The 25,473-nt window shown below is 74.8% G+C and carries 21 protein-coding genes; 14 read left to right on the top strand and 7 right to left on the bottom strand.

All coding sequences use genetic code 11. From position 1 onward, the window contains the following. The first annotated feature begins 221 nt into the window (after nt 1–221). The 3 genes from ACIQTO_RS35090 (at nt 222) to ACIQTO_RS35080 (ending at nt 4,839) form a co-directional block, all read left to right on the top strand. Nucleotides 222–1,949 carry a hypothetical protein gene (locus ACIQTO_RS35090; RefSeq protein ID WP_402396934.1) on the top strand — a complete coding sequence of 576 codons (1,728 nt, stop codon included), beginning with the start codon at nt 222–224 and terminating at the stop codon, nt 1,947–1,949. Between the two features lie 113 nt (nt 1,950–2,062). Then, nucleotides 2,063–3,733: a restriction endonuclease gene (locus tag ACIQTO_RS35085; RefSeq protein WP_402396931.1), complete on the top strand. Its 1,671-nt coding sequence runs from the start codon at nt 2,063–2,065 to the stop codon at nt 3,731–3,733. 344 nt (nt 3,734–4,077) lie between these two features. Continuing rightward, complete coding sequence (locus tag ACIQTO_RS35080) at nt 4,078–4,839, top strand: ZIP family metal transporter (RefSeq protein WP_402396957.1); 762 nt, start codon at nt 4,078–4,080, stop codon at nt 4,837–4,839. A gap of 12 nt (nt 4,840–4,851) precedes the next feature. Here ACIQTO_RS35080 and ACIQTO_RS35075 read toward each other — a convergent pair whose 3' ends face one another. Then, complete coding sequence (locus ACIQTO_RS35075; RefSeq protein WP_402396928.1) at nt 4,852–5,820, bottom strand: LysR family transcriptional regulator; 969 nt, start codon at nt 5,818–5,820, stop codon at nt 4,852–4,854. A gap of 106 nt (nt 5,821–5,926) precedes the next feature. Between ACIQTO_RS35075 and ACIQTO_RS35070 the strand changes: the two genes are divergently transcribed. Continuing rightward, nucleotides 5,927–6,868 carry an EamA family transporter gene (locus ACIQTO_RS35070; protein WP_402396954.1) on the top strand — a complete coding sequence of 314 codons (942 nt, stop codon included), beginning with the start codon at nt 5,927–5,929 and terminating at the stop codon, nt 6,866–6,868. On the opposite strand, the gene ACIQTO_RS35065 is transcribed toward ACIQTO_RS35070, so the two are convergent. Continuing rightward, nucleotides 6,759–7,307 (bottom strand): MarR family winged helix-turn-helix transcriptional regulator, encoded by a 549-nt coding sequence (locus ACIQTO_RS35065; protein WP_402396925.1) that lies wholly within the window; start codon nt 7,305–7,307, stop codon nt 6,759–6,761. The two genes, ACIQTO_RS35070 and ACIQTO_RS35065, sit on opposite strands and share 110 nt — an antisense overlap. A gap of 179 nt (nt 7,308–7,486) precedes the next feature. Between ACIQTO_RS35065 and ACIQTO_RS35060 the strand changes: the two genes are divergently transcribed. Further along, nucleotides 7,487–7,822 (top strand): DUF2218 domain-containing protein, encoded by a 336-nt coding sequence (locus ACIQTO_RS35060; protein ID WP_402396922.1) that lies wholly within the window; start codon nt 7,487–7,489, stop codon nt 7,820–7,822. Here the strand turns inward: ACIQTO_RS35060 and ACIQTO_RS35055 are convergent. Together ACIQTO_RS35055 and gabT are read right to left on the bottom strand one after the other, a co-directional pair. Then, on the bottom strand, nt 7,819–8,475 hold the full coding sequence (locus ACIQTO_RS35055; protein ID WP_402396919.1) for a phosphatase PAP2 family protein: 657 nt from the start codon (nt 8,473–8,475) through the stop codon (nt 7,819–7,821). The genes ACIQTO_RS35060 and ACIQTO_RS35055 overlap by 4 nt on opposite strands. A gap of 481 nt (nt 8,476–8,956) precedes the next feature. Continuing rightward, on the bottom strand, nt 8,957–10,312 hold the full coding sequence (gene gabT, locus ACIQTO_RS35050) for a 4-aminobutyrate--2-oxoglutarate transaminase (protein ID WP_402396916.1): 1,356 nt from the start codon (nt 10,310–10,312) through the stop codon (nt 8,957–8,959). A 241-nt stretch (nt 10,313–10,553) separates the two neighbouring features. Here gabT and ACIQTO_RS35045 point away from each other — a divergent pair, with 241 nt between their 5' ends. The 3 genes from ACIQTO_RS35045 (at nt 10,554) to ACIQTO_RS35035 (ending at nt 15,996) form a co-directional block, all read left to right on the top strand. Then, nucleotides 10,554–12,644: an ATP-binding protein gene (locus ACIQTO_RS35045; RefSeq protein WP_402396913.1), complete on the top strand. Its 2,091-nt coding sequence runs from the start codon at nt 10,554–10,556 to the stop codon at nt 12,642–12,644. A 136-nt stretch (nt 12,645–12,780) separates the two neighbouring features. Continuing rightward, complete coding sequence (locus ACIQTO_RS35040; protein ID WP_402396910.1) at nt 12,781–14,349, top strand: PucR family transcriptional regulator; 1,569 nt, start codon at nt 12,781–12,783, stop codon at nt 14,347–14,349. 204 nt (nt 14,350–14,553) lie between these two features. Further along, on the top strand, nt 14,554–15,996 hold the full coding sequence (locus tag ACIQTO_RS35035; RefSeq protein ID WP_402396907.1) for an aldehyde dehydrogenase family protein: 1,443 nt from the start codon (nt 14,554–14,556) through the stop codon (nt 15,994–15,996). Nucleotides 15,997–16,084: 88 nt separating this feature from the next. On the opposite strand, the gene ACIQTO_RS35030 is transcribed toward ACIQTO_RS35035, so the two are convergent. After that, nucleotides 16,085–16,750, bottom strand: coding sequence for an NAD(P)H-binding protein (locus tag ACIQTO_RS35030; RefSeq protein WP_402396904.1), 666 nt, complete (start codon nt 16,748–16,750; stop codon nt 16,085–16,087). A 69-nt stretch (nt 16,751–16,819) separates the two neighbouring features. Between ACIQTO_RS35030 and dxr the strand changes: the two genes are divergently transcribed. From dxr to ACIQTO_RS35005, 5 genes are all read left to right on the top strand, one after another. After that, nucleotides 16,820–18,064 carry a 1-deoxy-D-xylulose-5-phosphate reductoisomerase gene (gene dxr / locus ACIQTO_RS35025; protein ID WP_402396901.1) on the top strand — a complete coding sequence of 415 codons (1,245 nt, stop codon included), beginning with the start codon at nt 16,820–16,822 and terminating at the stop codon, nt 18,062–18,064. Nucleotides 18,065–18,122: 58 nt separating this feature from the next. Further along, nucleotides 18,123–19,427: a M50 family metallopeptidase gene (locus ACIQTO_RS35020; RefSeq protein WP_402396898.1), complete on the top strand. Its 1,305-nt coding sequence runs from the start codon at nt 18,123–18,125 to the stop codon at nt 19,425–19,427. Nucleotides 19,428–19,567: 140 nt separating this feature from the next. Further along, entirely contained in the window at nt 19,568–20,728 is a 1,161-nt protein-coding gene (ispG, locus tag ACIQTO_RS35015; protein WP_402396895.1) for a flavodoxin-dependent (E)-4-hydroxy-3-methylbut-2-enyl-diphosphate synthase, read from the top strand. A gap of 138 nt (nt 20,729–20,866) precedes the next feature. After that, the gene (locus ACIQTO_RS35010; RefSeq protein ID WP_402396951.1) at nt 20,867–21,742 is read left to right on the top strand and encodes a GNAT family N-acetyltransferase; all 876 of its coding nucleotides are present in this window, start codon (nt 20,867–20,869) and stop codon (nt 21,740–21,742) included. Nucleotides 21,743–21,796: 54 nt separating this feature from the next. Beyond that, nucleotides 21,797–22,372 carry a GNAT family N-acetyltransferase gene (locus ACIQTO_RS35005; protein ID WP_402396892.1) on the top strand — a complete coding sequence of 192 codons (576 nt, stop codon included), beginning with the start codon at nt 21,797–21,799 and terminating at the stop codon, nt 22,370–22,372. Here ACIQTO_RS35005 and ACIQTO_RS35000 read toward each other — a convergent pair. Together ACIQTO_RS35000 and ACIQTO_RS34995 are read right to left on the bottom strand one after the other, a co-directional pair. Then, nucleotides 22,345–23,262, bottom strand: coding sequence for an aminoglycoside phosphotransferase family protein (locus ACIQTO_RS35000; RefSeq protein WP_402396889.1), 918 nt, complete (start codon nt 23,260–23,262; stop codon nt 22,345–22,347). The genes ACIQTO_RS35005 and ACIQTO_RS35000 overlap by 28 nt on opposite strands. A 141-nt stretch (nt 23,263–23,403) precedes the next feature. Beyond that, nucleotides 23,404–24,591, bottom strand: a complete 1,188-nt coding sequence (locus ACIQTO_RS34995) for a ferritin-like domain-containing protein (protein ID WP_402396886.1) — start codon at nt 24,589–24,591, stop codon at nt 23,404–23,406. A gap of 302 nt (nt 24,592–24,893) precedes the next feature. On the opposite strand from ACIQTO_RS34995, the gene rimP reads away from it, so the two are divergent. Further along, nucleotides 24,894–25,460 carry a ribosome maturation factor RimP gene (gene rimP / locus ACIQTO_RS34990; protein ID WP_402396883.1) on the top strand — a complete coding sequence of 189 codons (567 nt, stop codon included), beginning with the start codon at nt 24,894–24,896 and terminating at the stop codon, nt 25,458–25,460. Nucleotides 25,461–25,473 lie beyond the last annotated feature (13 nt).

Below are 25,473 nucleotides of genomic sequence, written 5' to 3'. Positions count from 1 at the left end.
TCACTCGAACGTATTGACGTGGCCCGGAGTTGGAACTTCCGCTCCGGGCTGTGGCGTTTCCTGGGCAAGGATCCGGGACATCCGGACGAACACACCCCATCGATGGAGGACGACAGACCCCACCACCGCACCACGGAGGTATGCGCATGACCTCAGACCGCTTTCCGCCGCCCTCCCGTGCCGGTCTGCCCGGCCCCAGGGGCCCCGCGACTCCCTACCGGATGACCGTCACCACCGCCCTCCCGCACGCCGATGCCGTGGCCCTGGCCGACCAGCGCCTGGCCGCCTGGCTCAAGCACGAGGGCTGCGACGAGCCGCCGCCGGCGCCGCACCGGTCCGTCGCCGCCGACACCGCCGACGTCCCGGCCGAAGCCCCCGCTGAACGCCTGCGGCTGGGCGGCCGGGTCCTGCTCGACCGCGACGGCGGTCCGCTGCGCGGCGGCCCGGGCGCCGGGTACTACGACCGCCGTCGGCTGCGCACACCGGCACCGCACGGCACCCATCAACTGACGCTCACCGTGGCGACCGGGGCCGAGGGCCGCACCTGGGTCCGGCTGGAGGCCGAGACCCACACCACCGGCAGCGGGGTACGGACGCCGTGCCGGGTGCCGGTGCCCGAACTCGCCTGCAGCCTGCTGCCGCTGCTCGACGCCGCCGACGGCCCGGTCGCCGTCCAGTCGGCGCCGAGGGTGCTGACCGCCGCCGAGGTCGACGGCCTCATCGACGAACTCTGCGATCCGGAACGGCGGCTGCCCACCGTGGTGGCCAGCGTCCCGGTCAACCACGACCTCGACGCGTGGGTGGCGGACGTCGTCCGCCCGCTCTGCCGGCAACTCCCCGGCCTCGCCACCGCCTATGTGCTGGATCCGGGCGCCCGGACCGAGTTCAACGTCGCACTGGAGTACCACACCGTGTACGGCGGGGCGGTGCGCACCTACCTGCCCGAGGTCGATCCGGCCTCCCGGCAGGACGGCGCCCGGCACCCGGTACTGGCCCGCCACCGGATCGAGGAGGACCTCCGCCGGGCGGCCGGGCTGTTGGCCCGCGAACCGCGCCGGCTCGCCGCCGAGCAGCCGCTGCCCCCGCCGCTGGCCGCCGTCCCCGTGCTGCGGGCACCCGCGCCCGGGGTCCGCGCGGGCACCGGCCCGGACGACGCCCCCGGCCGGGCCGAGCAGGCGGCGCTCGCCCGCGAGGAGCAGCAGGACCACGCCGAACGGCAGGCCAGGGCCGACGAACTGGAGCGGGTGCGGCACAGCCTGCGCCGGGAGCGCCGCCAGGGCCGCCGGCTGCCGGTGGACGACCCGTCCGGCGGGGCGGTCGGCGGGCTGCGCCGAGGCGTTCAGGGCCGGGGGCTGGCCGGTCGGCTCTGCGTCGGCACCGGAGGCGCGTCCGGTCGGCGTTCCGTCCTGCCCGGGCCCGCCGGACACCCGGGCGCCCCCGGGGACCGCGGTCCCGCGGTGGTGCCGGACAGCTTCACCGAACTGATGGCCCGGTTGGGCGAGTTCCCGCTGCTCAGCTTCACCGGGGACCAGAAGAGCGCGCTCGCCCTGGACGACCTGCGGTGCACCGGGGCCGGCTGGGCCCGGCTCACCTGGGGCGGCCTGACGGCCCTTCAGGAGTACGCCGAGGCGGCGGTGCGCGGCGAGGCCGGCGGCGACTTCAAGCAGTGGTGCGAGCACACCCCGACCGGCTGCCACCGCTTCCCGCCCCGCAAGGCGGTGCGCGGGGAGTCGCGGACGGTCTTCAGCCACACCAAGTGGAAACGCGAGCGGATGCTGCCGGTGCCGGAGTGCGTGGACACCTCCCGGCGGGCGTTCATGGGCGCGCACCTGCGGATCGGCGGCGGGCGGACGGCCCCGCGGCTGCACTATCTCGACGACTGTTCGGGCAGTGGCCGGATCTATGTCGGCTACATCGGCCTGCACCTGACCAACACCCGGACCAACTGAGAGGCTTGGCTGACCGGTGCACCCGTTCGGTGGACAATGTCCGGCAGGGGCGGTCCGCGGGCTCGCCGGCCGCCCCGGGCAGGCGCCGGACGAGCATGGGGGAACGACGACCGATGCAGTACTCAGCAGACGGCCAGCCCGAGGGCACTGTCATGGCCCCCCAACCCGGCTTCCTGGCCACGGTCTTCCGTGACCTCGGTGTCCCCGGCCCGGACGGATCGCCGACCGCCCCTGACGGACCGTACGGGCCCGACGGGTCCGAAGGCCCACCCGGTTCGTCGGGCCCGGGAGCCGGCGGCCCGGGAGGTCAGGACGGCGCGGACGAGTCGGTCGCCGCGCACGCCCGTGCCGCCGCGCTGACCCACCACCGCACGGTCAGCGTCCGGGCCGAGCACGACCGGCTGGCCGACCTGCTGCGGCGGGCCGCGCTGCCCGTCTCGGCCATGGACTTCGAGAGCCAGCTCCGCCACTACGAGCCGCGGCCCTACCCGAGCGTCGGCCAGGGCGGCGCCGACGCCGACGCCGAACCGCGCTGGGAGGACTTCGCGCCCGCCGAGCCGGCCGGCGTCGCGCCCGACGAGCCGCCGACCCGGCGGCTGCTCGACTCCGGTTTCCAGCGCGAGCTGGCCCAGGCGCGGCTCACCCACCAGCGAGCCCTCCGGGAGTGGCGCACCCGGCATGCCGAGGCCGGCCGCCCGGCCGAGAACGAGTCGCGGCGGGCCCACGAGGAGACCGAGCAGGCCAGGGCCCGCGCGGTCCGCGAGTACAACGACAGCCTGGAGGAGTGCCGGCGGGCCTACCGGCTGGCCGAGCCGGCCGCCGTCGAGTCCCTGCTGGAGCGGGCGCTGGCCGCGGCGGAGACGGCCACCCAGGATCTGCCGGCGCCCTGCCGGGCCGTCTTCCGCCCGCTCACCCGTACCGCCGTGCTCGACCTCGACCTCCCGGACCTCGATCTGGTGCCCTCGCTGACCGGCTACCGGCTCGCTCCGGACGGCGACATCCTGCCGGTGCCGCGCCCGCCCGCCGACCGGGCCACCGACTACCTGCGGCTGGTCGCCCGGCTGGCGCTGCGGGCGTTGCAGGCCGCCGACGCCGTCGACACCGACGAGATACTGGCCGGGGTCGTGCTGAACGGCTGGCTGCGTGAGACCGCCGGGGCGGAGCCGCTCTGCCTGGTGAGCGTGGACGCCGACCGCGACGCCCTGGCCCGGACCAGGCTGCTGCCGGCGGCCGCCCCCTACGAGGAGCACGACGGCGAGGGCGTCTACGCGGACGCCGAACAGGACGAGGCGCTGGTCCGGCTGCGCCAGCTCGGCGCGGCCGTGACCCCCGACCCCTACGCCAGGGCGGGCGTCGAACCGGCCGCCCTGGCGGGTGCCACCGTGCCGTCCGCGTCGGACCTCTCGGCGAACGAGTTCGCCCAGCTGGTCCGCGAGCTGCTGACCCGGGGCGGGCTGGAGGAGTGGAGCGTGCGACTGCGCGGCCCGGCCGGCCTGGTCGCCACCGGGGAGGGGGCCGCGGGGAGCGCGCTGCCGGGGCGCTGGGTGGTCTGGGCCTCCCGGGGCTCCGGCGCGGTGGGCGAGGAGGAGATCCGGACGTTGGCGGAGGCCGTGCGGGAGGAGTCCGCCGAACGCGGTCTGCGGCTGACCACCGGCCGGTTCAGCGACGAGGCCCTCGACCTCACCGGCGAGGGCGAGCACCAGCACATCCACCTGGTCGACGGTGACGGGGTTCGCGAGCTCGCCCGCACCCACCTCGGGCTGCCACTCGCCTCGGGGCACTGAGCGGGCGGGGAACCGGGCCGCAGGGAGCGGAGCCGCCGGAAGCCGACCCGCGGCAGCTCCTGCCCGGCCGGTCCGGCTCACCTGTCCGGCTCACCCTCCCGGCCCGCCCGGCGGGCGGCGCTCCGTACGGGGGGCGAGGCTGGGGGCGCGGGCGCGCCCGGGTGACCGGCGCCGGTCGGTGGTCAGGTCCGTGGACCACCGGGAGGACCGGGGCGGGCTGCGACGACCGGGACGACTACGACGACGGGGACGCACGGGACGCGGGGGAGGCGGGAGATGGGCAGGGTGTCCGGGACGGGGGAGCCGCGGTGACCGCGATCCTGGTCGCCGCCGGGGCGTTCCTGATGACGCTGATCGGTGGCTACGTCGCCCAGCGCACCGGTGACCGCCGCCACCTGGTGCTCGGCTTCGCCGCCGGGCTGATGCTCGGGGTGGTGGCCTTCGACCTGCTGCCGGAGGCACTGCACCAGGCACCCGAGGAGATCCACGGCGTGCCGCAGGCGCTGCTGATGTTCGCGGCCGGGTTTCTGGCCATCCACGTCGTCGAGCGCGCGGTCGCCATCCACCGCGGCCACGAAGGCGAGTACGCGGCGCACACCCACGGCCACCAGCACGCCCACTCCCACACCCGTGCGCACACCCAGCCGTCGGCCGCCGACGGGGCGCCGGCGCCGGGGATCGGGCTGACCGCCGCCCTGGCCCTGGTCGGCCACAGCGTGATGGACGGTTTCGCGATCGGCGCGGCCTTCCAGGCCGGCACCACGGTCGGGACGGTGGTCGCCGTCGCCGTCGTGGCACACGACTTCGCCGACGGCTTCAACACCTACACGATCACCCGGCTGTACGGGAACGACCGCCGGCGGGCGCTGACCCTGCTGGCGGCCGACGCGCTGGCCCCGGTGACCGGCGCCGCGATCACCCTGCTGTTCACCATCCCCGAGCAGTTGCTCGGTCTCTACCTCGGATTCTTCGCCGGCTTCCTGCTCTACCTGGCGACCTCCGACATCCTCCCCGAGGCGCACAGCCCGCACCCGTCCCGCGCCACCCTGCTCTGCACCATCCTCGGAGTGGGCTTCATGTGGCTGGTGATCGGCTTCGCCGCCTGAACGGGCCCCCGCTCACCCAATGGACCCACTGAGCCCACCGGTCCCGGTAGTCCCACCGGTCCCGGCGGAATCGGCGGGCGCGGCCAGGGCGGCCCACCGGGCCCGCATCGCGGCCAGCGCCTCGGTGATCGCCGGTCGCCGGGAGGCCTGGGCGCGCCAGAGCGCGAACACCCGCCGGGCGGGCTCCGGCACGACCGGTCGGGCGACCACCTCCGGCGGCAGGGCGCCCCGGCCGAGCCGCGGCACCAGCCCCACCCCCAGACCCGCCGCGATCAGCGCGATCTGGGTCTCGAACTCGCCGACCTGGTAGCGCACGTCGGGCTCCTCGCCGGCCTCGCGCAGGGTGCGGACCAGCCAGTCGTGGCAGATGTTGCCCGGTGGCACGCTGATCCAGCGCTGCCCGCGGAGCCGCCCCACCGGCACCACGGCCAGCTCGGCCAACGGATCCGTGGCGGGCAGCAGCAGATCCACCGGGTCCGGGCCGAAGTCCAGCCGGGCCAGGCCGTCCTGCACCGGCAGCGGCACGGTCGGCCAGTCCTGGACCAGCGCCAGGTCCACCTCACCCCGGGCCACCAGCTCGGCCGCCGGGTAGGGGTCGCTCTCCAGCAGCCGGACGTCCAGGTCGGGGCAGCGCCCGCGCAGGTCGGCGAGGGCGCCCGGCATCAGCCCGCGCGCGCCGGTGGCGAAGGCGGCCACCACGAGCCGTCCGAACGCCTGTCCGCGCTGCTCCTCCAGCCGCACCTCGGCCCGTTCCACCAGCCCCAGCACCGCCTGCGCGGTGCCGGCCAGCTCGCGGGCGGCGTCGGTCAGCACCACGCCCCGGCCCTGACGCTCCAGCAGCACCGTCCGGGTCTCGCGCTCCAGCTTGGCGATCTGCTGGGAGACCGCCGAGGGGGTGAACCCGAGTGCGGCCGCCGCCCCACCGACCGAACCGTGCACGGCCACCGCGTGCAACGCCCGCAGGCGTCCCAGATCCATCATGCAGCAATGCTAAAGCGTGTGCTTCAGAATTCATCGCTGGTGCTACACGGTCGACGGCGGCCATCCTCGACCCATGACCCCAACACCGGTCGCCCCCGGCGGCAGCATGAGGCCGCGTCACATCGCCCTGGCCGTCCTGGTCGCCGCCGTCTGGGGCCTCAACTTCGTCCTGATCCACGTCGGCCTGGAGAACTTCCCGCCGCTGCTCTTCTGCGCCCTGCGCTTCGCGGTGGTCGCCGTCCCGGCGGTCTTCTTCGTCGGCCCGCCGCGGGTCGCCTGGCGGTGGGTCCTCGCGGTCGGCCTGGTGCTCGGGGTGGTCAAGTTCGGACTGCTCTTCCTCGGCATGCACGCCGGGATGCTGGCCGGGCTCTCCTCGCTGGTCCTGCAGAGCCAGGCGGTCTTCACCGCGCTGTTCGCCGCGGTCCTGCTCGGCGAGCGGCCCGGACCGCAGCGCCTGGCGGGCCTCGGGGTCGCCCTGGCCGGCATCGGGCTGAGCGCCGTCGACCGCAGCCTCGACGGCCCGATCGGGGCGTTCGCCCTGGTCGTCCTCGCCGCCGTCGCCTGGGGCCTGTCCAATGTGCTGACCCGCCGGGCCGCGCCGGCGGACGCGCTGCGCTGGATGGTCTGGGTCAGCGCCGTCCCGCCGCTGCCGCTGCTCGGGCTCTCGCTGCTGGTCGAGGGCCCGGCCGCCGACCTGCGGGCGCTGCGTGACCTCACCCCGGCCGGCCTGGGCGCGATCGGGTACGTCGGACTGGTGTCCACCCTGTTCGGCTTCGTCGCCTGGAGCTTCCTGCTGCGCACCTACGACGCCACCGCGGTCGCGCCCTACTCCCTGCTGGTCCCGGTGTTCGGGATGTCCTCCGCCTGGCTGCTGCTCGGTGAGCGGGTCGGCCCGGTGGCCGGCTGTGCGGCGCTGCTGGTGATCGCGGGGATCGGGATCACCGCGCTGCGCCCGGGGGCGCTGTCCGGCGCGGCGGCGTGGTGGCCGCGTACGCGGTCTCGGCGGAGCGCAGCGCTCGCAGCAGGAGGTCCTGGTCGGCGGGACTGATCGGGCCGAAGTACTCCTGCGCGACCTCGTGCCGGACCTGCCCGATCCGCTCCACCGCCGAGTGGCCGGCCGCCGTCAGCACGATCCGCACCGCGCGCCGGTCGGCAGGGTCCGGAGTGCGCTCGACCAGGCCCGCCTCCTCCAGGGCGTCCACCACGGTGGTGGCCGAGCGGGGGGCGATGTGCAGCCGCTCCGCCAGGTCGCCCAGGCGCATCGCCCGGTCCGGCAGCTCGCAGCCGGGGGCGTGCGCGAGGGTGCGCAGGGCGCGGCCCTGGCCGGGGGTGATGCCGTAGGGCTCCAGCCGCTCGCTGGTGCGCCGCCGGATCCGCTTGATCGCCCTGGTCATCGCGTCGGCGAGCTCGGCCACGGTGTCCTGCGCGGCGGCGCTGTCGGGGCCGGGGGAGGAGCTCGCCGCGTCGTCGGTCGGCGTGGTGGTCATGGCGGGCTCTCCTCGGCAGATGTTCGACCAAGGGTATCGGCCGGTCGGGGGGCGGGAGCAGTGCACGACCCGCCACCGGGCGCGGTCCCGATAAGTTGTTGAGTCAGGCTCACTATCTGGGTTAGCTTGGTGTCGAGTGAGGGCAGCCTAAGTTCCCTCCCGCGATCCCTGGAGAGCTCATGCCCCGTTCCGAAGCCCGCGTCGCCACCGACCGGCCCGCCCGCTACGCCAAGCAGCTCGCCGCCCACATGGGCCGCAAGATCGAGACCCAGTGGTCGGACGAGACCGGCCGCGGCACCCTGACCTTCGGCCTGGGCACCGCCACGCTGGAGGCCGCGTCCGACGCCCTGCTGCTCACCGTCGAGGGCGAGACCGAGAACCTGCCGGGTCTGGAGGACGTGGTCGGCCGCCACCTGGTCCGCTTCGGCGCCCGTGACGAGCTGGTCGTCGCCTGGCAGCGCGACAACGGCGAGCCCGGCCTCGTGCACCGCAACGACGAGCCCGCCGAGGGCTAGGAGCCGCGGTCCGTCCGGGGCGGCGGAACGCGGGCGAGCGCCCGGAGGACCAGCCCGCCGAGGCACCAACTGGCCACCACGTCCAGCAGCCAGTGGTAGTCGCTCCACACCAGCCCGAGGCCGACACCGGCCGCGAGCAGGGCGGCGGCCGCGTACAGCCGGCGCCCGGCGCGGGCGCCGACGGTACGGGCCGGCAGGAGCGCGGCCACCCCGTACGCGAGGGTCGCGGTCGCGGTGTGGCCGGACGGGTACCAGCCCCACTGGTCCGGTGCCAGGGGCGCCCCGAAGGGCCCCGGCCGGGCGAACCAGGCCTTCGCCGGGACGACCAGCAGCGGGATCAGCCCGGCCGTCAGCACCGCCGTCACCGCCGGAAACCACCAGCGCGGCACCCCGGCCCGGCGGGACCGCCAGGCGGCCAGTACCCCGGCGGCCAGCAGCACCGGGATCGCCGGGACGGAGCTGCCGAGGTCCGACAGGGCCTTCCCGAGATGGTTGAGCACGGTGCTGTGCAGCTCGTGCCGGGTCTCCCGGACGGCGTGCCGGACCCAGCGGTCGACTCCGAGCAGCGGTCCGTCGACGGCCACCTGCCAGGAGATTAGGACCAGGACGGCGGCCAGGACCACCGGCACGGCGACCGGGCCGGCCGGGCCCACCGGCCGGCCCGGAACGCGAAGCGGCCGCCCCGGAGCAGGGGGGAGAGCTCCGGGGCGGCTCTGATGATCGCCGTTCCGCGCGCCCCGGGGGGTATGGGTCGGACGGTCGGTCGATCGGTCTTCGGTGTGCGCCGTCCCTTCCGGGGCGGCCTGGTTGTCCTCGCGGCCGGCACGCGGACCCGCCGGTGGGGGCGGTGCCGCGGACGGATCCGCCAATGGCTGAGGCTCGCTGTCCATCTGTCATGACACTACGTCAACGGCTGGTCCGCACTGAGGAGCTTCAGCGATTCCGCACAGCATCTTCACCCCCCGGCGGACGGCGCCCGGCCGGTCCCGCACACCAGGACGAACCCGCCCGTACAGACCGAACGGCCCGTGCGGACGAGGAGTCCGCACGGGCCGTTCAGCGCTGTCCGGAATCCCTCCGGCGGGTCTGGAGCCACCCGGTCACGGGTGTGCGGCCCGATCGGGCGGCGCGGGCTCAGACGGTGGCGAAGGCGTTCTCCAGGATGTCCAGGCCCTCGTTCAGCAGGTGCTCCGGGATGACCAGCGGCGGCAGGAAACGCAGCACGTTGCCGTAGGTGCCGGCGGTCAGGACCACCAGGCCCTCGGCGTGGCACGCCTTGGCGATGGCCGCGGTGGCCTCCGCGTTCGGCTCCTTGCCGCCCGGCTTCACCAGCTCCACGGCGATCATGGCGCCGCGGCCGCGGACCTCGCCGATCCGCACCGAGTCGTGGCCGGCGAACTTCTCCTGCAGGGCGCTCAGCCGGCCCAGCATGATCTCGCCGATCCGCTGCGCCTTGCCGTTGAGGTCCTGCTCCTTCATGGTCTCGATGGCGCCCAGCGCGGCGGCGCAGGCCACCGGGTTGCCGCCGTAGGTGCCGCCCAGGCCACCGGCGTGCGCGGCGTCCATGATCTCGGCGCGACCGGTCACCGCCGCCAGCGGCAGACCGCCGGCGATGCCCTTCGCGGTGGTGATCAGGTCCGGGACGACGTTCTCGTCGTCGCAGGCGAACCACTGGCCGGTGCGGCAGAAGCCGGTCTGGATCTCGTCCGCGACGAAGACGATGCCGTTGGCCTTCGCGTACTCCACGATCGCCGGCAGGAAGCCCTTGGCCGGCTCGATGAAGCCGCCCTCGCCCTGGATCGGCTCGATGATGATCGCGGCGACGTTCTCGGCGCCGATCTGCTTGTTGATGATCTCGATCGCCTGGGCGGCGGCCTCGGCGGCGCAGTTCTCCGAGCCGGTCAGCCAGCGGTACGGGTAGGCCACCGGCACCCGGTAGATCTCCGGGGCGAACGGACCGAAGCCCTGCTTGTACGGCATGTTCTTCGCCGTCAGGCCCATGGTGAGGTTGGTGCGGCCGTGGTAGCCGTGGTCGAAGACCACGACGGCGGTGCGCTTGGTGTAGGCGCGGGCGATCTTCACCGCGTTCTCGACCGCCTCGGCGCCCGAGTTGAACAGCGCGGTGCGCTTGTCGTGGTCGCCCGGGGTCAGCTCGTTCAGCAGCTCGGCCACGGCCACGTAACCCTCGTACGGGGTGACCATGAAGCAGGTGTGGGTGAAGGCGGCCAGCTGCTCGGTCGCCTTGGCCACCACGGCCTCGGCGCTGTTGCCGACGTTGGTCACGGCGATGCCGGAGCCGAAGTCGATCAGCGAGTTGCCGTCCACGTCCTCCAGCACACCGCCGTTGGCACGGGACACGTACACCGGCAGGGTGGTGCCGACGCCGGCCGCCACCGCACCCAGCTTGCGGGCCTGCAGCTCCTGCGACTTCGGACCGGGGATCGCGGTGACCAGGCGGCGCTCCTGCGGGAGCGGCGTTGCGGCGCTCATGGGTTTTCTCCAGACTTCTCGGCTCGGTGCTTCGCAGGCTACGGCGGCCCTCCCCGGCCGGGCATGCGCCACTCGGTAGCACTGAGCCGTCCGACTTGTCCGGGGCGGCCAGCGCAGGTAGTGCGACTACCGGCCGCCCTCGCTCCACTACATTGAGCGCGGGCGTGTCGCCGGTGCGGCGGCATGGGTATGGCGGGACCGACGACGGTCGGGCCGGGCGGGCGAGGGAGCGGGGCCGTACATGGGACTGGACGGGGCACGGGGCCACGGCGAGCGGACCACCGCCGCACCTGCGACACCCATGCCGCACCAACGCCCCCGCCGCCCCGCGGCGCCCCCGCCCTTCGATCTTCCCGCCTGGGTCGCCGCCCCCCGCCCCGACGCCGCCCCTGGCGTCTACCGGCAGGGCTACGCCGAGGTCGACCCCGACCGGGCGGAGGACGCCAAGGTCCCGACTTGGCCCCTCCTCCTGCGGGCGGGACTGAACGCGGTGGTGGGGTGGTTCGCCTACCTCTACGGCACGCAGCTGATGACGTACGTGCTCGTCTGGTTCGGGGGGCAGACCGGCATCGGCCCGTTGGCCAAGCCGTCGCAGTCCGAAGCGATGTTCACCCTGCTGGTCGTCAACGTGCTCGTGCTCGCCGTCGTGGTCAAGGTCTTCGGCCGGATGGGCCGTTGGCCGGAGGTGTGGCGGCGGTACGTGGCGCCGCTGATGGCGCGCACGGTGACCAGGGAGGAGCCCGTCGAGGACGGCGCGGCCGCGCAGGCCGAGTGGACGGGCGACCCGTGGGCGGCGCTGCGGCTCGGCGGGGCGGCCGCGGCGGCGGTCCGGCTGGACGGTGAGCCCACCGGGGACGTCGACTACGTGCGGATCCAGCGGGCCTGGGAGTCGGCCCAGGCCGACCCGCTGTTCGTGCCGGCCTTCGTCGAGCAGGTGGCGGCCCGGGGTGCGGCGGCGTTCGCCCACCCCTCCGAGGCGCGCGAGCTGGCCGGGCGGGACGAGCAGCACGATCTGCTGCTGAGTCAGGTGCGGCTGGGGACCGCGCAGGACGTACCGAAGAACCCGCTGACGCACCGGGCGGCCGGTTTCGCGCTGGACCCGTCGCTGCTGGGCACCTCGCTGCTGGCGGTCGGTCCGGCGGGGACCGGGAAGACGGCGCGGCTGGCCCGGCCGGTGGCCGAGGCGCTCTGCCTCCAGGCGCTGGCCGGCACCGCGTGCGCGGTGGTGATCGGCGCGGCGGACGCGGAGCTCGGGCCGGACGCCTGGTACGACGTGGTGATCGCGCCCGGGGACCAGGGGTCGGCGTACGGGCTGGACCTCTACGGCGCGGTGCGGGATCCGGACGAGGCGGCCGCCCGGCTGGCCGAGGCACTGCTGCCGGACGAGCTGACCGCCCGCGCGGAGACCGCCCGGACGGCGCTGCAGCAGGTGGTCGGCCCGTTCCACGCCGGGTTCGGCCGCTACCCGGCGGTGCGGGAGCTGCGGGCGCTGCTCGGCGGTGAGCCGGAGGCGCTGGAGGCCCTGGTGAAGGCCCTCCGGGCGGCGGGCCGGCTGGGGGCGTACGAGCGGGACCTCGAGCACCGGGAGCGGCAGCGCGGCCGGGCGGACGATCCGGGGGCGCTGCTGGCGGACCGGCTGGCCCTGCTGGACCGGCCGGCCTTCGAGGGGGCGTTCGCGACCGACGGCACCGGCCGGCCGCCGTTCGCGATGCGGGTGCTGGACCACCCGTTGCGGGTCCGGGTGAAGCTGCCCGAGCGCAGTCACCCGGAGGCGGCGCGGATGCTGTCGCGCCTGGTGGTGGGCCAGTTCGTGCAGGCCGCGTCGGCCCGGGAGGACCGCTCGCTCTTCGCCGGTCTGGTGGTCGACGACGCCTCGGCGGCGCTGGACGCGCAGATCGTGCGCGGGTTGCAGCGGCTGCGGGCGGCCAACGCGGGCGCCGTTCTGCTGCTGCGGACCCTGGTCGATCTGCCCGAGGCGCTGCGGGCACCGCTGTTCGGGGCGGTCGGCTGCCGGATGGTGTTCCCGGGGATCGCGCCGTGGGACGGGCGGCTGTTCTCCGAGGCCTGGGGCACGCACCTGGTTCGGGAGACCGCGGTGACGCACGCGCCGGACACCTCGGGCGGGCTGGTCCGCCGGGCCGGGCGGCTGGGGCGCAAGGCGCTGTCGGGGACGACGGCGCAGACCGAGTCGGTCACGACCCGGGAGGTGGAGCGGCTGCGCTGGTCGCCGTCGGATCTGGCGCACGCGCTGCCGGCGGGGCATGCGGTGGTCTCGCTGACGGCGGTCTCGGGCGAGCAGGTGCCGCCGCTGCTGGTGGACCTGCGGGGCTGAAGCTCGCCTCCGAGGTGGATTCGGCAGTGCCGGTTGTCCGGGGCGTCCATAATGAGGGGAGAGACCCTCACAAGATTCCCCAGCCCTCTCCCCGCCCGGCCGCAACGGCGCGGTCAGGTCGTCCCCCGAAGGTGCCATGCCTCCCACACTCGCATCCGTCGTCCGCAACACCTCGCTCCATCTGACGGTCCTCGCCGGTGCGGACCACCTGGAGCGGCCGGTCCGCTGGGTGCACACCAGTGAGCTGGACGACCCGACGCCGTTCCTCGAAGGCGGTGAGCTGCTGCTCACCACCGGCATCAAGCTGGGCCGCACCGCGGCCCGGTTGCAGGCGTACGTGCACCGGTTGGCCGACGCGGGCGTGGTGGGGCTGGGCCTCGGCGTCGGCCTGTCGCACACCGAGGTGCCGCAGCCGCTGGTGGACGCGGCCGCCCAGCGCGGGCTGCCGCTGCTGCGGGTGCCGGAGCCGACGCCGTTCATCGCGATCAGCAAGGTCGTGTCGGCGGCGCTGGCCGCCGAGCAGTACGAGGCGGTCACCACCAGCTTCGAGGCGCAGGAGGAGTTGACCCGGGCGGCGCTCGGCAAGGACGGCACCACGGCCGTGGTACGCCGGCTGGCGGCCCGGCTGGGTGGCTGGGCGGCGCTGTACGACGGTTCGGGCGCGCTCTCGGTGGTGGCCCCGGACTGGGCGGCGCGCCGGGCCGGCCGGCTGGCGGCCGAGGTGGACCGGCTGCGGCGGCGTCCGGCGCCGTCGAGCGCCGCGCTGCAGGGGCGTTCGCCGGGGATAGACACCGCGGACGAGGACTACGTGGTGGTCCAGTCGTTGGGGGCGGACCGCCGGGCCCGCGGCTTCCTCGCGGTCGGCACCGAGGACCGGATCACCCCGACCGAGCGGTACGTGCTGAACGCGGCGGTGGCGCTGCTGACCCTCACCCTGGAGCGCTCGCGCGAGTTGCGCCAGGCCGAGGAGCGGATGGGCGCCGCGCTGCTGAGGATGGTGCTGGCGGGCGAGGTGGCGACCGCGCGGCAGGTGGCGGCCGGGCTCTTCGGCGGGCTGCCGGAGGGGACGGTCCGGGTCATGGTGGCCGGCGCCGGCCAGGGGGTGGACGCCGCCGAGGCGCTGGGCGAGCTGGGCGACCGGGCCGAGCAGGCCGGCGCCCGGGTGGGGGAGAAGCTGCTGGTGGCGCGTGAGGAGGGCGGCGCGCACGGGCCTCGGCTGATGGTGCTGGCGCTCGACAACGGCGCGGTGCACCGGGCCTGCCTGGGGGCGGTGGAGGAGCACGAGGGCCTGTCGCTGGGGGTCTCGGCGCCGGCCGCGCTGGAGGAGGCGGGCACCGCGAACGCGCAGGCCGAGCGGGCGCTCGCGGTGGCGCTGCGCGGCGGTCGCCGCTCGGTGGACCACGAGGAGGTGGGGGCCGGTTCGTTGCTGCCGCTGCTGGGCGAGGACGCCGTGACGGCGTTCGCGGAGGGGCTGCTCCGCCCGCTGCGGGACCACGACCGCACCGCCCGCGGCGACCTGGTGGCCTCGCTGCGTGCCTGGCTCTCCAGACACGGCCAGTGGGACGCGGCCGCCGCGGATCTGGGCGTGCACCGGCACACGCTGCGCTACCGGATGCGGCGGGTCGAGGAGCTGCTCGGCCGTTCGCTGGACGACACCGATGTCCGGATGGAGCTCTGGCTGGCCCTCCGCTCCGGCGAGGAGTGACGGGCCCGGGGGCGCGGTGGGCCCGGGTGGTGACGGAGCCGCGGGCCCGGGGCACACGGGCCGGGTCGCTGGACGGGATGGAGTGGCCGCGACGGCGAACGCTACTTCGTGGCCAACCCGGTCGGCGCCTCGCCGCCCCTACCCTCGATTCTGGTTCCACGTTCGTGGGGCCGTGAGGACGACGAGGAGAGGGCCGGTACCACGGTGACCACCACGTACGATTTCTGGCTGGCCGGCCGCCGGGCGAGCGGCGACGCCGACTTCGAGGTGCACAACAGCTGGGACGGCCGCCTGGTCGGCAAGGTCGGCGTCCCCACCCAGGCGCAGGTCGAGGAGGCGCTGGACGCCGCCGTGGCCGCGCTGCCGGTGTTCGCCGCGACCCCCGCGCACGTGCGTGCCGCCGCGCTGGACCACGTGGCCAAGCGCCTGGCCGAGCGCACCGAGGAGATCGCCCAGCTGATCACTGCCGAGAACGGCAAGCCGATCAAGTGGGCGCGCGGCGAGGTCGGCCGTGCCGTCTCCGTCTTCCGCTGGGCGGCCGAGGAGGCCCGCCGTACCAACGGCGAGACCATGCGGCTGGACACCGACCCGGGCGGCGTGGGCCGTTTCGCGGTGGTGCGCCGGTTCCCGCGCGGTGTGGTGCTGGGCATCGCCCCGTTCAACTTCCCGCTGAACCTGGTGGCCCACAAGGTCGCCCCGGCGATCGCGGTCGGCGCCCCGATCATCCTCAAGCCGGCTCCGGCCACCCCGCTCTCCGCGATGGTGCTGGGCGAGATCCTGGCCGAGACGGACCTGCCGGCCGGCTCCTGGAGCGTTCTGCCGGTGCCGAACGACCGGATGCCCGCCCTGGTGCAGGACCCGCGTCTGCCGGTGATCTCCTTCACCGGTTCGGACAAGGTCGGCTACCAGATCATGGACTCGGTGCCGCGCAAGCACACCACCCTGGAGCTCGGCGGCAACGCCGCGGCCGTGGTGCTCGCCGACTGGTCCTCCGAGGCCGACCTGGACTGGGCCGCCACCCGGATCGCGATGTTCGCCAACTACCAGGGCGGTCAGTCCTGCATCTCGGTGCAGCGGGTGATCGCCGACGCGTCGGTCTACGACGCGCTGGTGGAGCGGATCGTGGCCAAGGTCGAGGCGCAGGTCACCGGCGACCCCAACGACGACGCCACCGACGTCGGCCCGCTGGTCGACGAGAACGCCGCGAAGCGGGTGGAGTCCTGGGTGGACGACGCCGTCGCCAAGGGCGCCAAGGTGCTCACCGGCGGGACCCGTGAGGGGGCGACCTTCGCCCCCACCGTGCTCGCCGAGCTGCCCGGGGACGCGATCCTGGCCAAGGCCGAGGTGTTCGGCCCGGTGCTGTCGCTGCACAGGGTGAACGGCACCGAGGAGGCCTTCGCCGCGGTCAACGACTCCGCCTTCGGCCTGCAGGCGGGCGTCTTCACCCGCGACCTGCAGACCGCCTTCCGGGCCCACCGGGAGCTGGAGGTCGGCGGTGTGATCATCGGCGACGCGCCGTCCTACCGCGCCGACCAGATGCCGTACGGCGGCGTCAAGGACTCCGGCGTCGGCCGTGAGGGCGTCAAGTACGCGATGGACGACTACACCGTGGAGAAGGTCCTGGTCCTCACCGGCCTCGACCTCTGATCCCGGCGTCCGAGGGGCCCGGTACCACCGCAGCGCGGCGGCACCGGGCCCCTCGGCGTACCCGGGGGTTCAGGTGCGGCCGGGGGGTTCAGGCGCGGCCGGCCGCGGCGGCGACGGCCTCCGCCACCGTGGCGTTGCCGGCGACCAGTTCCAGCGTCAGCCCGGCGGTGCCCGGTTCGCGCAGCAGCCCGGCCAGGACGGCCGCCACGTCGGCCCGGTCCACCGCGCCGCGCTCGACCGAGGGGGCGAGCCGGACCAGTCCGGTGCCGGGGCCGTCGGTGAGCCGGCCGGGGCGCAGCACCGTCCAGTCGAGCGTGCCGCGGGCGCGGACGGCGTCGTCGGCGGCGCCCTTGGCCCGCAGGTAGGTCTCGAAGACCGGGTCGGCGGGGTAGGCCGCGTGGGCGTCGGCGCCCATCGAGGAGATGATCAGGTAGCGCCGGACGCCGGCGAGTTCGGCGGCGTCGGCGAGCAGGACGGCCGCGTCGCGGTCGACGGTGTTCTTCCGGGCGGCGCCGCTGCCCGGGCCGGCGCCGGCGGCGAAGACCACGGCGTCGGCGCCGGTGAGCAGCTGGGCGAGTTGGGGGGCGGTGGCGCTCTCCAGGTCGAGCAGCAGCGGCTCGGCCCCGGCGTCCACCAGGTCCTCGGCCTGTTCGCGGCGGCGGATGAGGCCGGCGGGGCGGTCGCCGCGCTCGGCGAGCAGCCGTTCCAGCTTGAGCGCGATCTGTCCGTGGCCCCCGGCGATGACGGTACGCATGGCTCCGACGGTAGCCCGGGAGGCACGGCCGCGTCCTGCGGAGCCCGGCCGGCAGGACACAATGGGCGCATGACTTCGCTCGCCCACCCGCAGCTGCGCTTCACCCCCGTGGTGAAGGACCCTTCCGCTCCCCGGGAGTTGGTGATCCTCGGCTCGACCGGCTCGATCGGCACCCAAGCCATCGACGTGGTGCGCCGCAATCCGGACCGGTTCCGGGTGGTCGCCCTGTCGGCGGCCGGCGGCCGGGTGGAGCTGCTGGCCGAGCAGGCCCTGGAGCTGGGCGTGCACACCGTGGCGGTCGCCGACCCGGCGGCCGAGCCCGCGCTGCGCGAGGCGCTGGCGGCGAAGGCCGCGGGCCGTCCGCTGCCCGCCGTGCTGGCGGGGCCGGACGCGGCTACCGAGCTGGCCGCCGTGGAGTGCCACTCGGTGCTGAACGGCATCACCGGGTCGATCGGGCTGCGTCCGACGCTGGCGGCGCTGCGGGCGGGCCGGGTGCTGGTGCTGGCGAACAAGGAGTCGTTGATCGTCGGCGGCCCGCTGGTGAGGGCGGTGGCGCGGCCCGGGCAGATCGTGCCGGTGGACTCCGAGCACGCCGCGCTGTTCCAGGCGCTGGCCGGCGGCACCCGGGCCGAGGTCCGCAAGCTGGTGGTCACCGCGAGCGGCGGCCCGTTCCGCAGCCGTTCGCGCGAGCAGCTGGCCGGGGTGACCCCGCAGGACGCGCTGGCGCACCCCACCTGGGCGATGGGCCCGGTGGTGACGATCAACTCGGCCACCCTGGTCAACAAGGGCCTGGAGGTGATCGAGGCGCACCTGCTGTACGACGTGCCCTTCGACCGGATCGAGGTCGTGGTCCATCCGCAGTCCGTGGTGCACTCGATGGTGGAGTTCGCGGACGGTTCGACGCTGGCGCAGGCCAGCCCGCCGGACATGCGGATGCCGATCGCGCTGGGTCTGGGCTGGCCGGACCGGGTCCCGGACGCGGCGCCGGGCTGCGACTGGACGAAGGCCGCCACCTGGGAGTTCTTCCCGCTGGACAACGAGGCCTTCCCGGCGGTGGAGCTGGCCCGCGAGGTGGGTTCGCTGGGCGGGACGGCGCCGGCGGTCTTCAACGCGGCGAACGAGGAGTGTGTGGAGGCCTTCCTGAAGGGCCGCCTCGCCTTCACGGGAATCGTGGACACTGTTGCCAAGGTCGTGGCCGAGCACGGACAGTACGACGGCGGGCGGGCCGCGGCGGGAACTTCTCTGACCGTCGAGGACGTCCTGCAGGCGGAGGACTGGGCCCGGGCCCGGGCCCGCGAGCTGGCGGCGGGCTGACGGCCCCAGCCGCGGTACGACAAGAGGACGAGCTGAGCGCAATGACGGAGGGCCAGCGGTGGCAACGGTTTTGACGGTGGTGGGCATCCTGGTCTTCGCGGTCGGGCTGCTCATCTCGATCGCCTGGCACGAACTCGGCCACCTCTCGACGGCCAAGCTGTTCGGCATCAGGGTGCCGCAGTACATGGTCGGCTTCGGCCCGACCGTCTGGTCCCGCCGCAAGGGCGAGACCGAGTACGGCGTCAAGGCGATCCCGCTGGGCGGGTACATCCGGATGATCGGGATGTTCCCGCCCGGTGCGGACGGGCGGATCACCAAGCGCAGCAGCTCACCCTGGCGCACCATGATCGAGGACGCCCGGGAGGCCTCCTACGAGGAGCTCCAGGAGGGTGACGAGAGCCGGCTCTTCTACACCCGCAAGCCGTGGAAGCGCGTCATCGTGATGTTCGCCGGCCCGTTCATGAACCTGATCCTGGCCTTCGGGCTGTTCCTGACCGTGATGATGGGCTTCGGCGTCCCGATGACGGTGCCGACCATCGGCACCGTCGCGCAGTGCGTCGTCAAGGCCGGCCAGCCGACCGACAGCTGCCCGGCCGACGCACCGCAGACTCCGGCGGCCAAGGCCGGGCTGAAGCCGGGCGACAAGGTGGTCTCCTTCGACGGTGACCGGATCGGTAGCTACGACCAGCTCCAGGCGGACATCCGCCGGTCGGCCGGGAAGACCGTGCCGCTCGTGGTCGAGCGCGACGGGCAGCAGCTCACCCTCAACCCGACCATCGCCGTCAACGACGTCCAGAAGTACGACGGCAACGGCATGCCGATCAAGGGCGAGACGGTGCAGGCCGGGTTCCTCGGCTTCACCCCGACCAGCGGCGTCGTCCGGCTCGGTGTCGGGCAATCCCTCGACCGGATGTACGACATGGCCGAGAGCGGTGTGAAGTCGCTGGTGGCCCTGCCGGGCAAGGTCCCGGGCCTGTGGAACTCGGTGGTGGACGGCGCCCCGCGCGACGTCGACTCGCCGATCGGCATGGTCGGCGCCGCCCGGGTCAGCGGCGAGGTCTTCTCGCTGGACATCCCGGGATCCCAGCGGGTCGCGTACTTCGTGAACCTGCTGGCCGGCATCAACCTGTCGCTCTTCCTGTTCAACATGCTGCCGCTGCTCCCGCTGGACGGCGGCCACATCGCGGGCGCCCTCTGGGAGTCGGTCCGCCGCCGGTTCGCACAGCTGTTCAAGCGGCCCGATCCCGGTCCGTTCGACGTGGCCCGGCTCATGCCGCTGGCCTACGTCGTGGCCAGCGTCTTCATCGGATTCACCCTGCTGGTGCTGGTCGCCGACCTGGTCAACCCGGTCAAGATCAGCTAGTCGCCGGGTACGGCTGGTGTGCCCGGGGCCACCACCGTGCCGTACCGTTGGGGGCCGGGCGCGCGTTTCATCGGCGCGCCCGGCCCAGGCCGTTGAACGGCCGGACCGACCACACCTCAACCCCGGGGAACCCTGCGCACATGACCGCGATCTCGCTCGGTATTCCGTCCCTGCCGCTCAAGCCGCTCGCCAAGCGCCGTGTCTCCCGGCAGATCATGGTCGGCAGCGTGCCGGTCGGCGGCGATGCCCCCGTCTCCGTGCAGTCGATGACCACCACGGTCACGTCGGACATCAACGCCACGCTGCAGCAGATCGCCGAGCTCACCGCCTCGGGCTGCCAGATCGTGCGGGTCGCCGTTCCGTCCCAGGACGACGCCGACGCCCTGCCGATCATCGCGAAGAAGTCGAAGATCCCGGTCATCGCGGACATCCACTTCCAGCCGAAGTACGTGTTCGCCGCGATCGACGCCGGCTGCGCCGCGGTCCGCGTCAACCCGGGCAACATCAAGGCCTTCGACGACAAGGTCGGCGAGATCGCCAAGGCGGCCAAGGGCGCCGGCATCCCGATCCGGATCGGCGTCAACGCCGGCTCGCTCGACAAGCGCCTGCTGGAGAAGTACGGCCGGGCCACCCCCGAGGCGCTGGTCGAGTCCGCGCTCTGGGAGTGCTCGCTGTTCGAGGAGCACGACTTCCGCGACATCAAGATCTCGGTCAAGCACAACGACCCGGTCGTGATGATCAACGCCTACCGCCAGCTCGCCGCCGCCTGCGACTACCCGCTGCACCTCGGCGTCACCGAGGCCGGCCCCGCCTTCCAGGGCACCATCAAGTCCGCGGTCGCCTTCGGCGCGCTGCTCGCCGAGGGCATCGGCGACACCATCCGGGTCTCGCTGTCGGCCCCGCCGGCCGAGGAGATCAAGGTCGGCAACCAGATCCTGGAGTCGCTCGGCCTGCGCCAGCGCGGCCTGGAGATCGTCTCCTGCCCGTCCTGCGGCCGCGCCCAGGTCGACGTCTACAAGCTCGCCGAGGAGGTCACCGCCGGCCTGGAGGGCATGGAGGTGCCGCTGCGGGTCGCCGTCATGGGCTGCGTCGTCAACGGTCCCGGCGAGGCCCGCGAGGCCGACCTCGGGGTCGCCTCCGGCAACGGCAAGGGCCAGATCTTCGTCAAGGGCGAGGTCATCAAGACCGTCCCCGAGTCCAAGATCGTCGAGACCCTGATCGAGGAGGCCCTCAAGCTGGCCGAACTGATGCAGGTCGAGGGCGTCGAGGCCGGTGCCCCGACCGTGACCGCCGCGGAGTGACCGGCGGTCGGTAGTCTTCCGGAGGCGGGGCCGTCCGTGCGCGGACGGCCCCGCGGCCGTAGCCGGGTGGGGCCACGGAGTAGGGTGCGGCCAGAGTCGTCTCAGTGAGGTGCTGTCTCGATGCTCGATCGAGGTGTGATGCTCCCCAGCTCGTTCCAGGCCGCCCGCGCCCTGGCGACCACGCGCGTCCTGGAGGCCCCCGACCTCGCGGACACCCTGGCGGTCCTGCGCCGTGACCCGGTCGCCAACGCCTTCGTCGCGACCCGGGTGGAGGCCGTCGGGCTGGACCCGTGGCGCCTCGGCGGCGAGATGTGGGGGTGGTACGACGAGCGCGGCGAGCTGGACGCGCTGTGCTACGCCGGCGCGAACCTGGTCCTGGTCGACGCCGGCCCCCAGGCCGTGCAGGCCTTCGCCGAACGGGCCCGCCGGCAGGGCCGCCGCTGCTCGTCGATCGTCGGCCCGGCCGAGGCGACCGCCGCGCTCTGGGCGCTGCTGGAGCGCAGCTGGGGCCCGGCCCGGGAGGTCCGCGCCCACCAGCCGCTGCTCGCCACCACGACGCCGTCCGCCGAGATCGCGCCCGATCCGCTGGTGCGGCGGGTGCGGCGGAGCGAGATCGAGCTGCTGATGCCGGCCTGCGTGGCGATGTTCACCGAGGAGGTCGGGGTCTCCCCGCTGGCCGGTGACGGCGGCCTGCTCTACCAGGCCCGGGTCGCCGAACTGATCTCCACCGGGCGCTCGTTCGCCCGCTTCGCGGAGGACGGCCAGGTGGTGTTCAAGGCCGAGGTCGGTGCCGTCACCGAGGGCGCCTGCCAGATCCAGGGCGTCTGGGTCGACCCGGCCCACCGCGGCCGCGGTCTCTCCGAGACGGGCATGGCCGCCGTCCTGGAGATCGCCCTGCGTGAGGTCGCCCCGGTGGTCTCGCTCTACGTGAACGACTACAACCTGCGGGCCCGCGCCGCCTACCGCCGGGTCGGCTTCCGCGAGGTGGGGGCGTTCATGAGCGTCCTGTTCTGATCTCCTCGCCACCTGTGCCCGCGCGGGGGCCGGACGGGTAGTAACGTCCGGGGCATGGATCAGCTGACCGGGGTGACGATCGAGGCCATCGACCTTGCGGCGTGGGCTCCGCAGGCGCTCGATGTCCAGGCGGTGGCGTTCGGGCTGACCCCCGAGGAGGTCCTGGTCCGGCTGCACATCGTCGGGCGGCACGCGCAGCAGCCGGGGGTGATCGCGCTGGGCGCGCTCAGCGGCGGCCGGCTGGTGGGCTTCGGGTACGGCATGCCCAACCGCCGGGAGCACTGGTGGAGCACCGTGATCCAGCCCTATCTGGAGACCCGCGGGTACGGCGCCTGGCTGGACGACGTGTTCGCGGTCACCGAACTGCACGTACTGCCCGAGTTCCAGGGGCAGGGCATCGGCTCCACCCTGATCAGGAACCTCTGCGCGCGGTCCGGGCTGCCGCGCACCATCCTCTCCGCGATCGACGCCGAGACGCCCGCCCGCCGGCTCTACCGCTCGCTCGGCTACCGGGACCTCGCGCGGGCGGTGCACTTCCCCAACACCGAGCGCCTGTACGCGGTGATGGGCGCCGAACTGCCGCTGCGGGGGCCGGACCGGGCTCAGAGCGCGCCGGCGAACTCCAGGTAGAGCTCGGCGTCCTCCCGGCGGCCCGCCGCCAGGGCGCGCAGGCCGAGGTCGGCCGCGCGGAACAGCGTCCAGCCGCGCAGCCGCTCCCGGTCCACCTCCAGGGCCTCCGCGAGCTGGTGCAGCCGGCGGCGGACGGCGCCGGGGACGCCGGGGGAGCCGACCAGGGTGTCCGCCCGGTCCAGGGCCAGCCGGGCCAGGTCGTAGGCGCGCTCGCCGACCAGCGGGCGGGGGTCGATGGCCAGCCAGGGCGCGCGGTCGGCGGCGAGCACGTTGCCGTGGTGGAAGTCGCCGTGCAGCAGGACCTCCTCGTCCGCGGCGGCGAGCAGCCCCTCGGCGGTGTCCAGTGCCTCGGTCACCAGCGCGGCGGCCTCACCGGCGCCGGGGAGCCCGGCGCGGCGGCGCAGGTCGGCCGCGGTCGCGGCGGCCCGGTCGGCGAGGGTGGCGAAGCGGTGGTTCCCGGGCGGGTCCACCCAGAGCCGGTGGAGCAGGCTGGTGGCCTCCAGCATCGCCTTCGGCTCGGCCAGCGAGCGCAGCGGGATCTCACCGTGCAGCCGCTCCAGCAGCAGTGATCCCTCGGCGGGGTCGGAGGCCAGCAGCAGGACGGCGCCGCGGCCGGCCCACTGGGCGAGGGCGGCGTGCTCCCGGTCGGTCTCCGGGGTGACCAGCCCGGTCTTGAGGACGGCGGGGCTGAGGTCGTCGCGGTGCACGTAGGCGACCAGGCTCAGGCTGCCGCCCGGGTCGATCACCCGTTCCAGGGTGAGGTCCCAGCGCGTCAGTCCCGCGCCGACCCGGGCGGGCAACCCCGCCAGCCAGCGACGCCCCTCCTCGTCCGTGCCGACGCTCCGCGTCAGCCACTCGGGGAGGGTGATCTGTCCTGGTGCTGCCGACATGCTGGCCTTCCGGTTGCCGCTTCCCCCGTGGTGCTACCCGTCCATTGTCGGCCATGACGGTGAAACCGCAGGTCAGCGATCCGGGAAAGCGGTCCCGGACGGTGCGTCGCAGGTCGGGGCGGCAGTGGGGCGGTGGGGCGGTCAGCCGGCGGGCGTGCCGGTGGCGCCGCCGGTCGTCGCGGGGGTCGTGGCGGGGGTCGCGCCGGCGGGGTCGGGCAGGCCGGGGAACGCGGTGGGGGCGGCGCCCCAGCGGCGGGCACGCAGCGCGCACTCGCGCAGCGCGTCGGCGGCGGTGGCGCGCTGGGGGCCGGTGACGGCGGCGACCAGGTCGGCGTAGACCGCGGTGAGCCGGCTCTCCAGGTGGGCGGCCAGCCGGGTGGCGCCGGCCGCGTCGGTGACGGCGAACGGCAGCTGGTAGCCGGCGGCCGCCGCGCTCGGGCTGGCCCCGGCCCCGCCGAGCAGACGCTGCCAGGCGTCCCGCCGGGTCTGGTGGGCGGCGAGGGCGGTCCGCGCGTCGGCGCGCTGCTGGTCGTCGGGGAGCCGGGCGCCGACCACGCCGTAGCCGTAGATCGCGGCGTGCTCCGCGCCCAGCGCGCCCTGGAGCGCGGTGAGCGCCTCCGGGCCGGTGCCCGCCGTGCTGCCGGACGGGGCGGCGGACGGGGACCCCGACGCCGGGCCGGACGGGGCGGCGCCGGAGGACGGCGGGACGGGCGCGGTCGCCGGGTCGGTCGGTCCGGGCGGGGCGGCGGCCGCCGGAGCGGTGTCGCCGAGGGCGACCGTGTGCAGCACCCCGGCCGCCGAGACCGAGGCGAGCAGCCGGGCCAGCTGCGGCGAGGCGGCGCCGAGGTCGGCGAGCCGGGTCTGGGCGGTCTGCCGCTCCAGGGAGGCGAGCGCGGCGGTGGTGGTCACCGTCGAGGCGGGGGCGGTGCTGCCGGGCGATCCCGACGGGGATTGCGGGGCGCTCCCGGAGGCGGTCCCGGACCCGCTCCCCGACGCGGTCCCGGACGCGGCCCCGGAGGGGGCGGCCGAGGGGCCCGGGAGCCCGGCGGCCAGCGCCGCCCGGTGCTGGACCACCTCGGCCCGCAGCGGCTCGAGCAGCCCGGCCTGGCCGGCCCCGGACCCGGCCAGCAGGGCGTCGTACCCGGCGAGCAGCGCGTCGGTGGCGCTGACGGCCCGCTGGCGGACCGGCTCGTCCGGGTCGGGCCGGCGGCGCTCGCCCGGGCCGCCGCCGTCCTCGCCGTGGTGGGAGCCGGTGCAGGCGGCGAGGGCGCCGCCGGTGCTGAGGAGCAGCCCGAGGGCCAGGAAGGTCCGTCGGCTGGGCGGCTGCATCGGTGTCACTCCGGGGCGTGTACGGGAGGACGGCCTGCCCGCCTGCCCTCGTTGGCGTGAATGATTACAGAATCCTCACGCGTCCGGGTCCGGATTCCCAGGCCCGGGGTGGTGCCCCGCCGGTGTGACCTTGCTCGCAGTGGGTGGCGCCCGGGCGTCCGCGCGTGGTCCGGAATCGGTGGTTCGCGGCTTCACCGGATAGGATTTGGGCCGAGCTGCCGCGACCCGGCCTGCGCCGGACCGGCGCAGGCGGCGCGGTGCGCCCTCTGACAACAGCAGACGCGGCCGAGGAGTCCACCCGGATGAGCACCACCCACATCGACCGGCTGCGTGCGTTGCTGGAGCCGTTGGCCGCCCAGGCGGGCCTGGACCTGGAGGACGTCGTCGTCACCCAGGCGGGCAGCCGCCGCCAGGTGCAGATCGACGTGGACGCCGACGGCGGCGTGGATCTGGACGCCATCGCGGAGTTCAGCCGGACCGTCGGGGACGCCCTGGACGAGTCCGATGTGATGGGCGCCGGCGCGTACGTGCTGGAGGTCGGCTCGCCGGGCGCGGAGCGTCCGCTGGTCGAGCCCCGTCACTGGCGCCGGGCCGAGGGCCGGCTGGCCGCCGTTCACCTGGTCGACGGCGGGGAGATCGTCGCCCGGGTGCTGGAGGCGGACGAGGACGGCGCGCTGGTCGAGGTGCAGCCGGTGAAGGGCCGCGGCCGGCCCAAGGAGCGCCGCCTGGAGTACACCGAGGTGGCCCGGGCGCGCGTCCAGGTGGAGTTCAACCGCAAGGACGACAAGCTCCTCGACGAAGCCGCGGACTTCGTGGACGACGACTCGGCGGACGACGGCGCCGAGGAGGGGGACGACGGTGGGCAGTGACGACCCGCACACC

The organism is Kitasatospora sp. NPDC091207 (assembly GCF_044768625.1).
Taxonomy (GTDB): Bacteria; Actinomycetota; Actinomycetes; order Streptomycetales; family Streptomycetaceae; genus Kitasatospora.
This window is presented reverse-complemented; position numbering and strand designations above follow the sequence as displayed.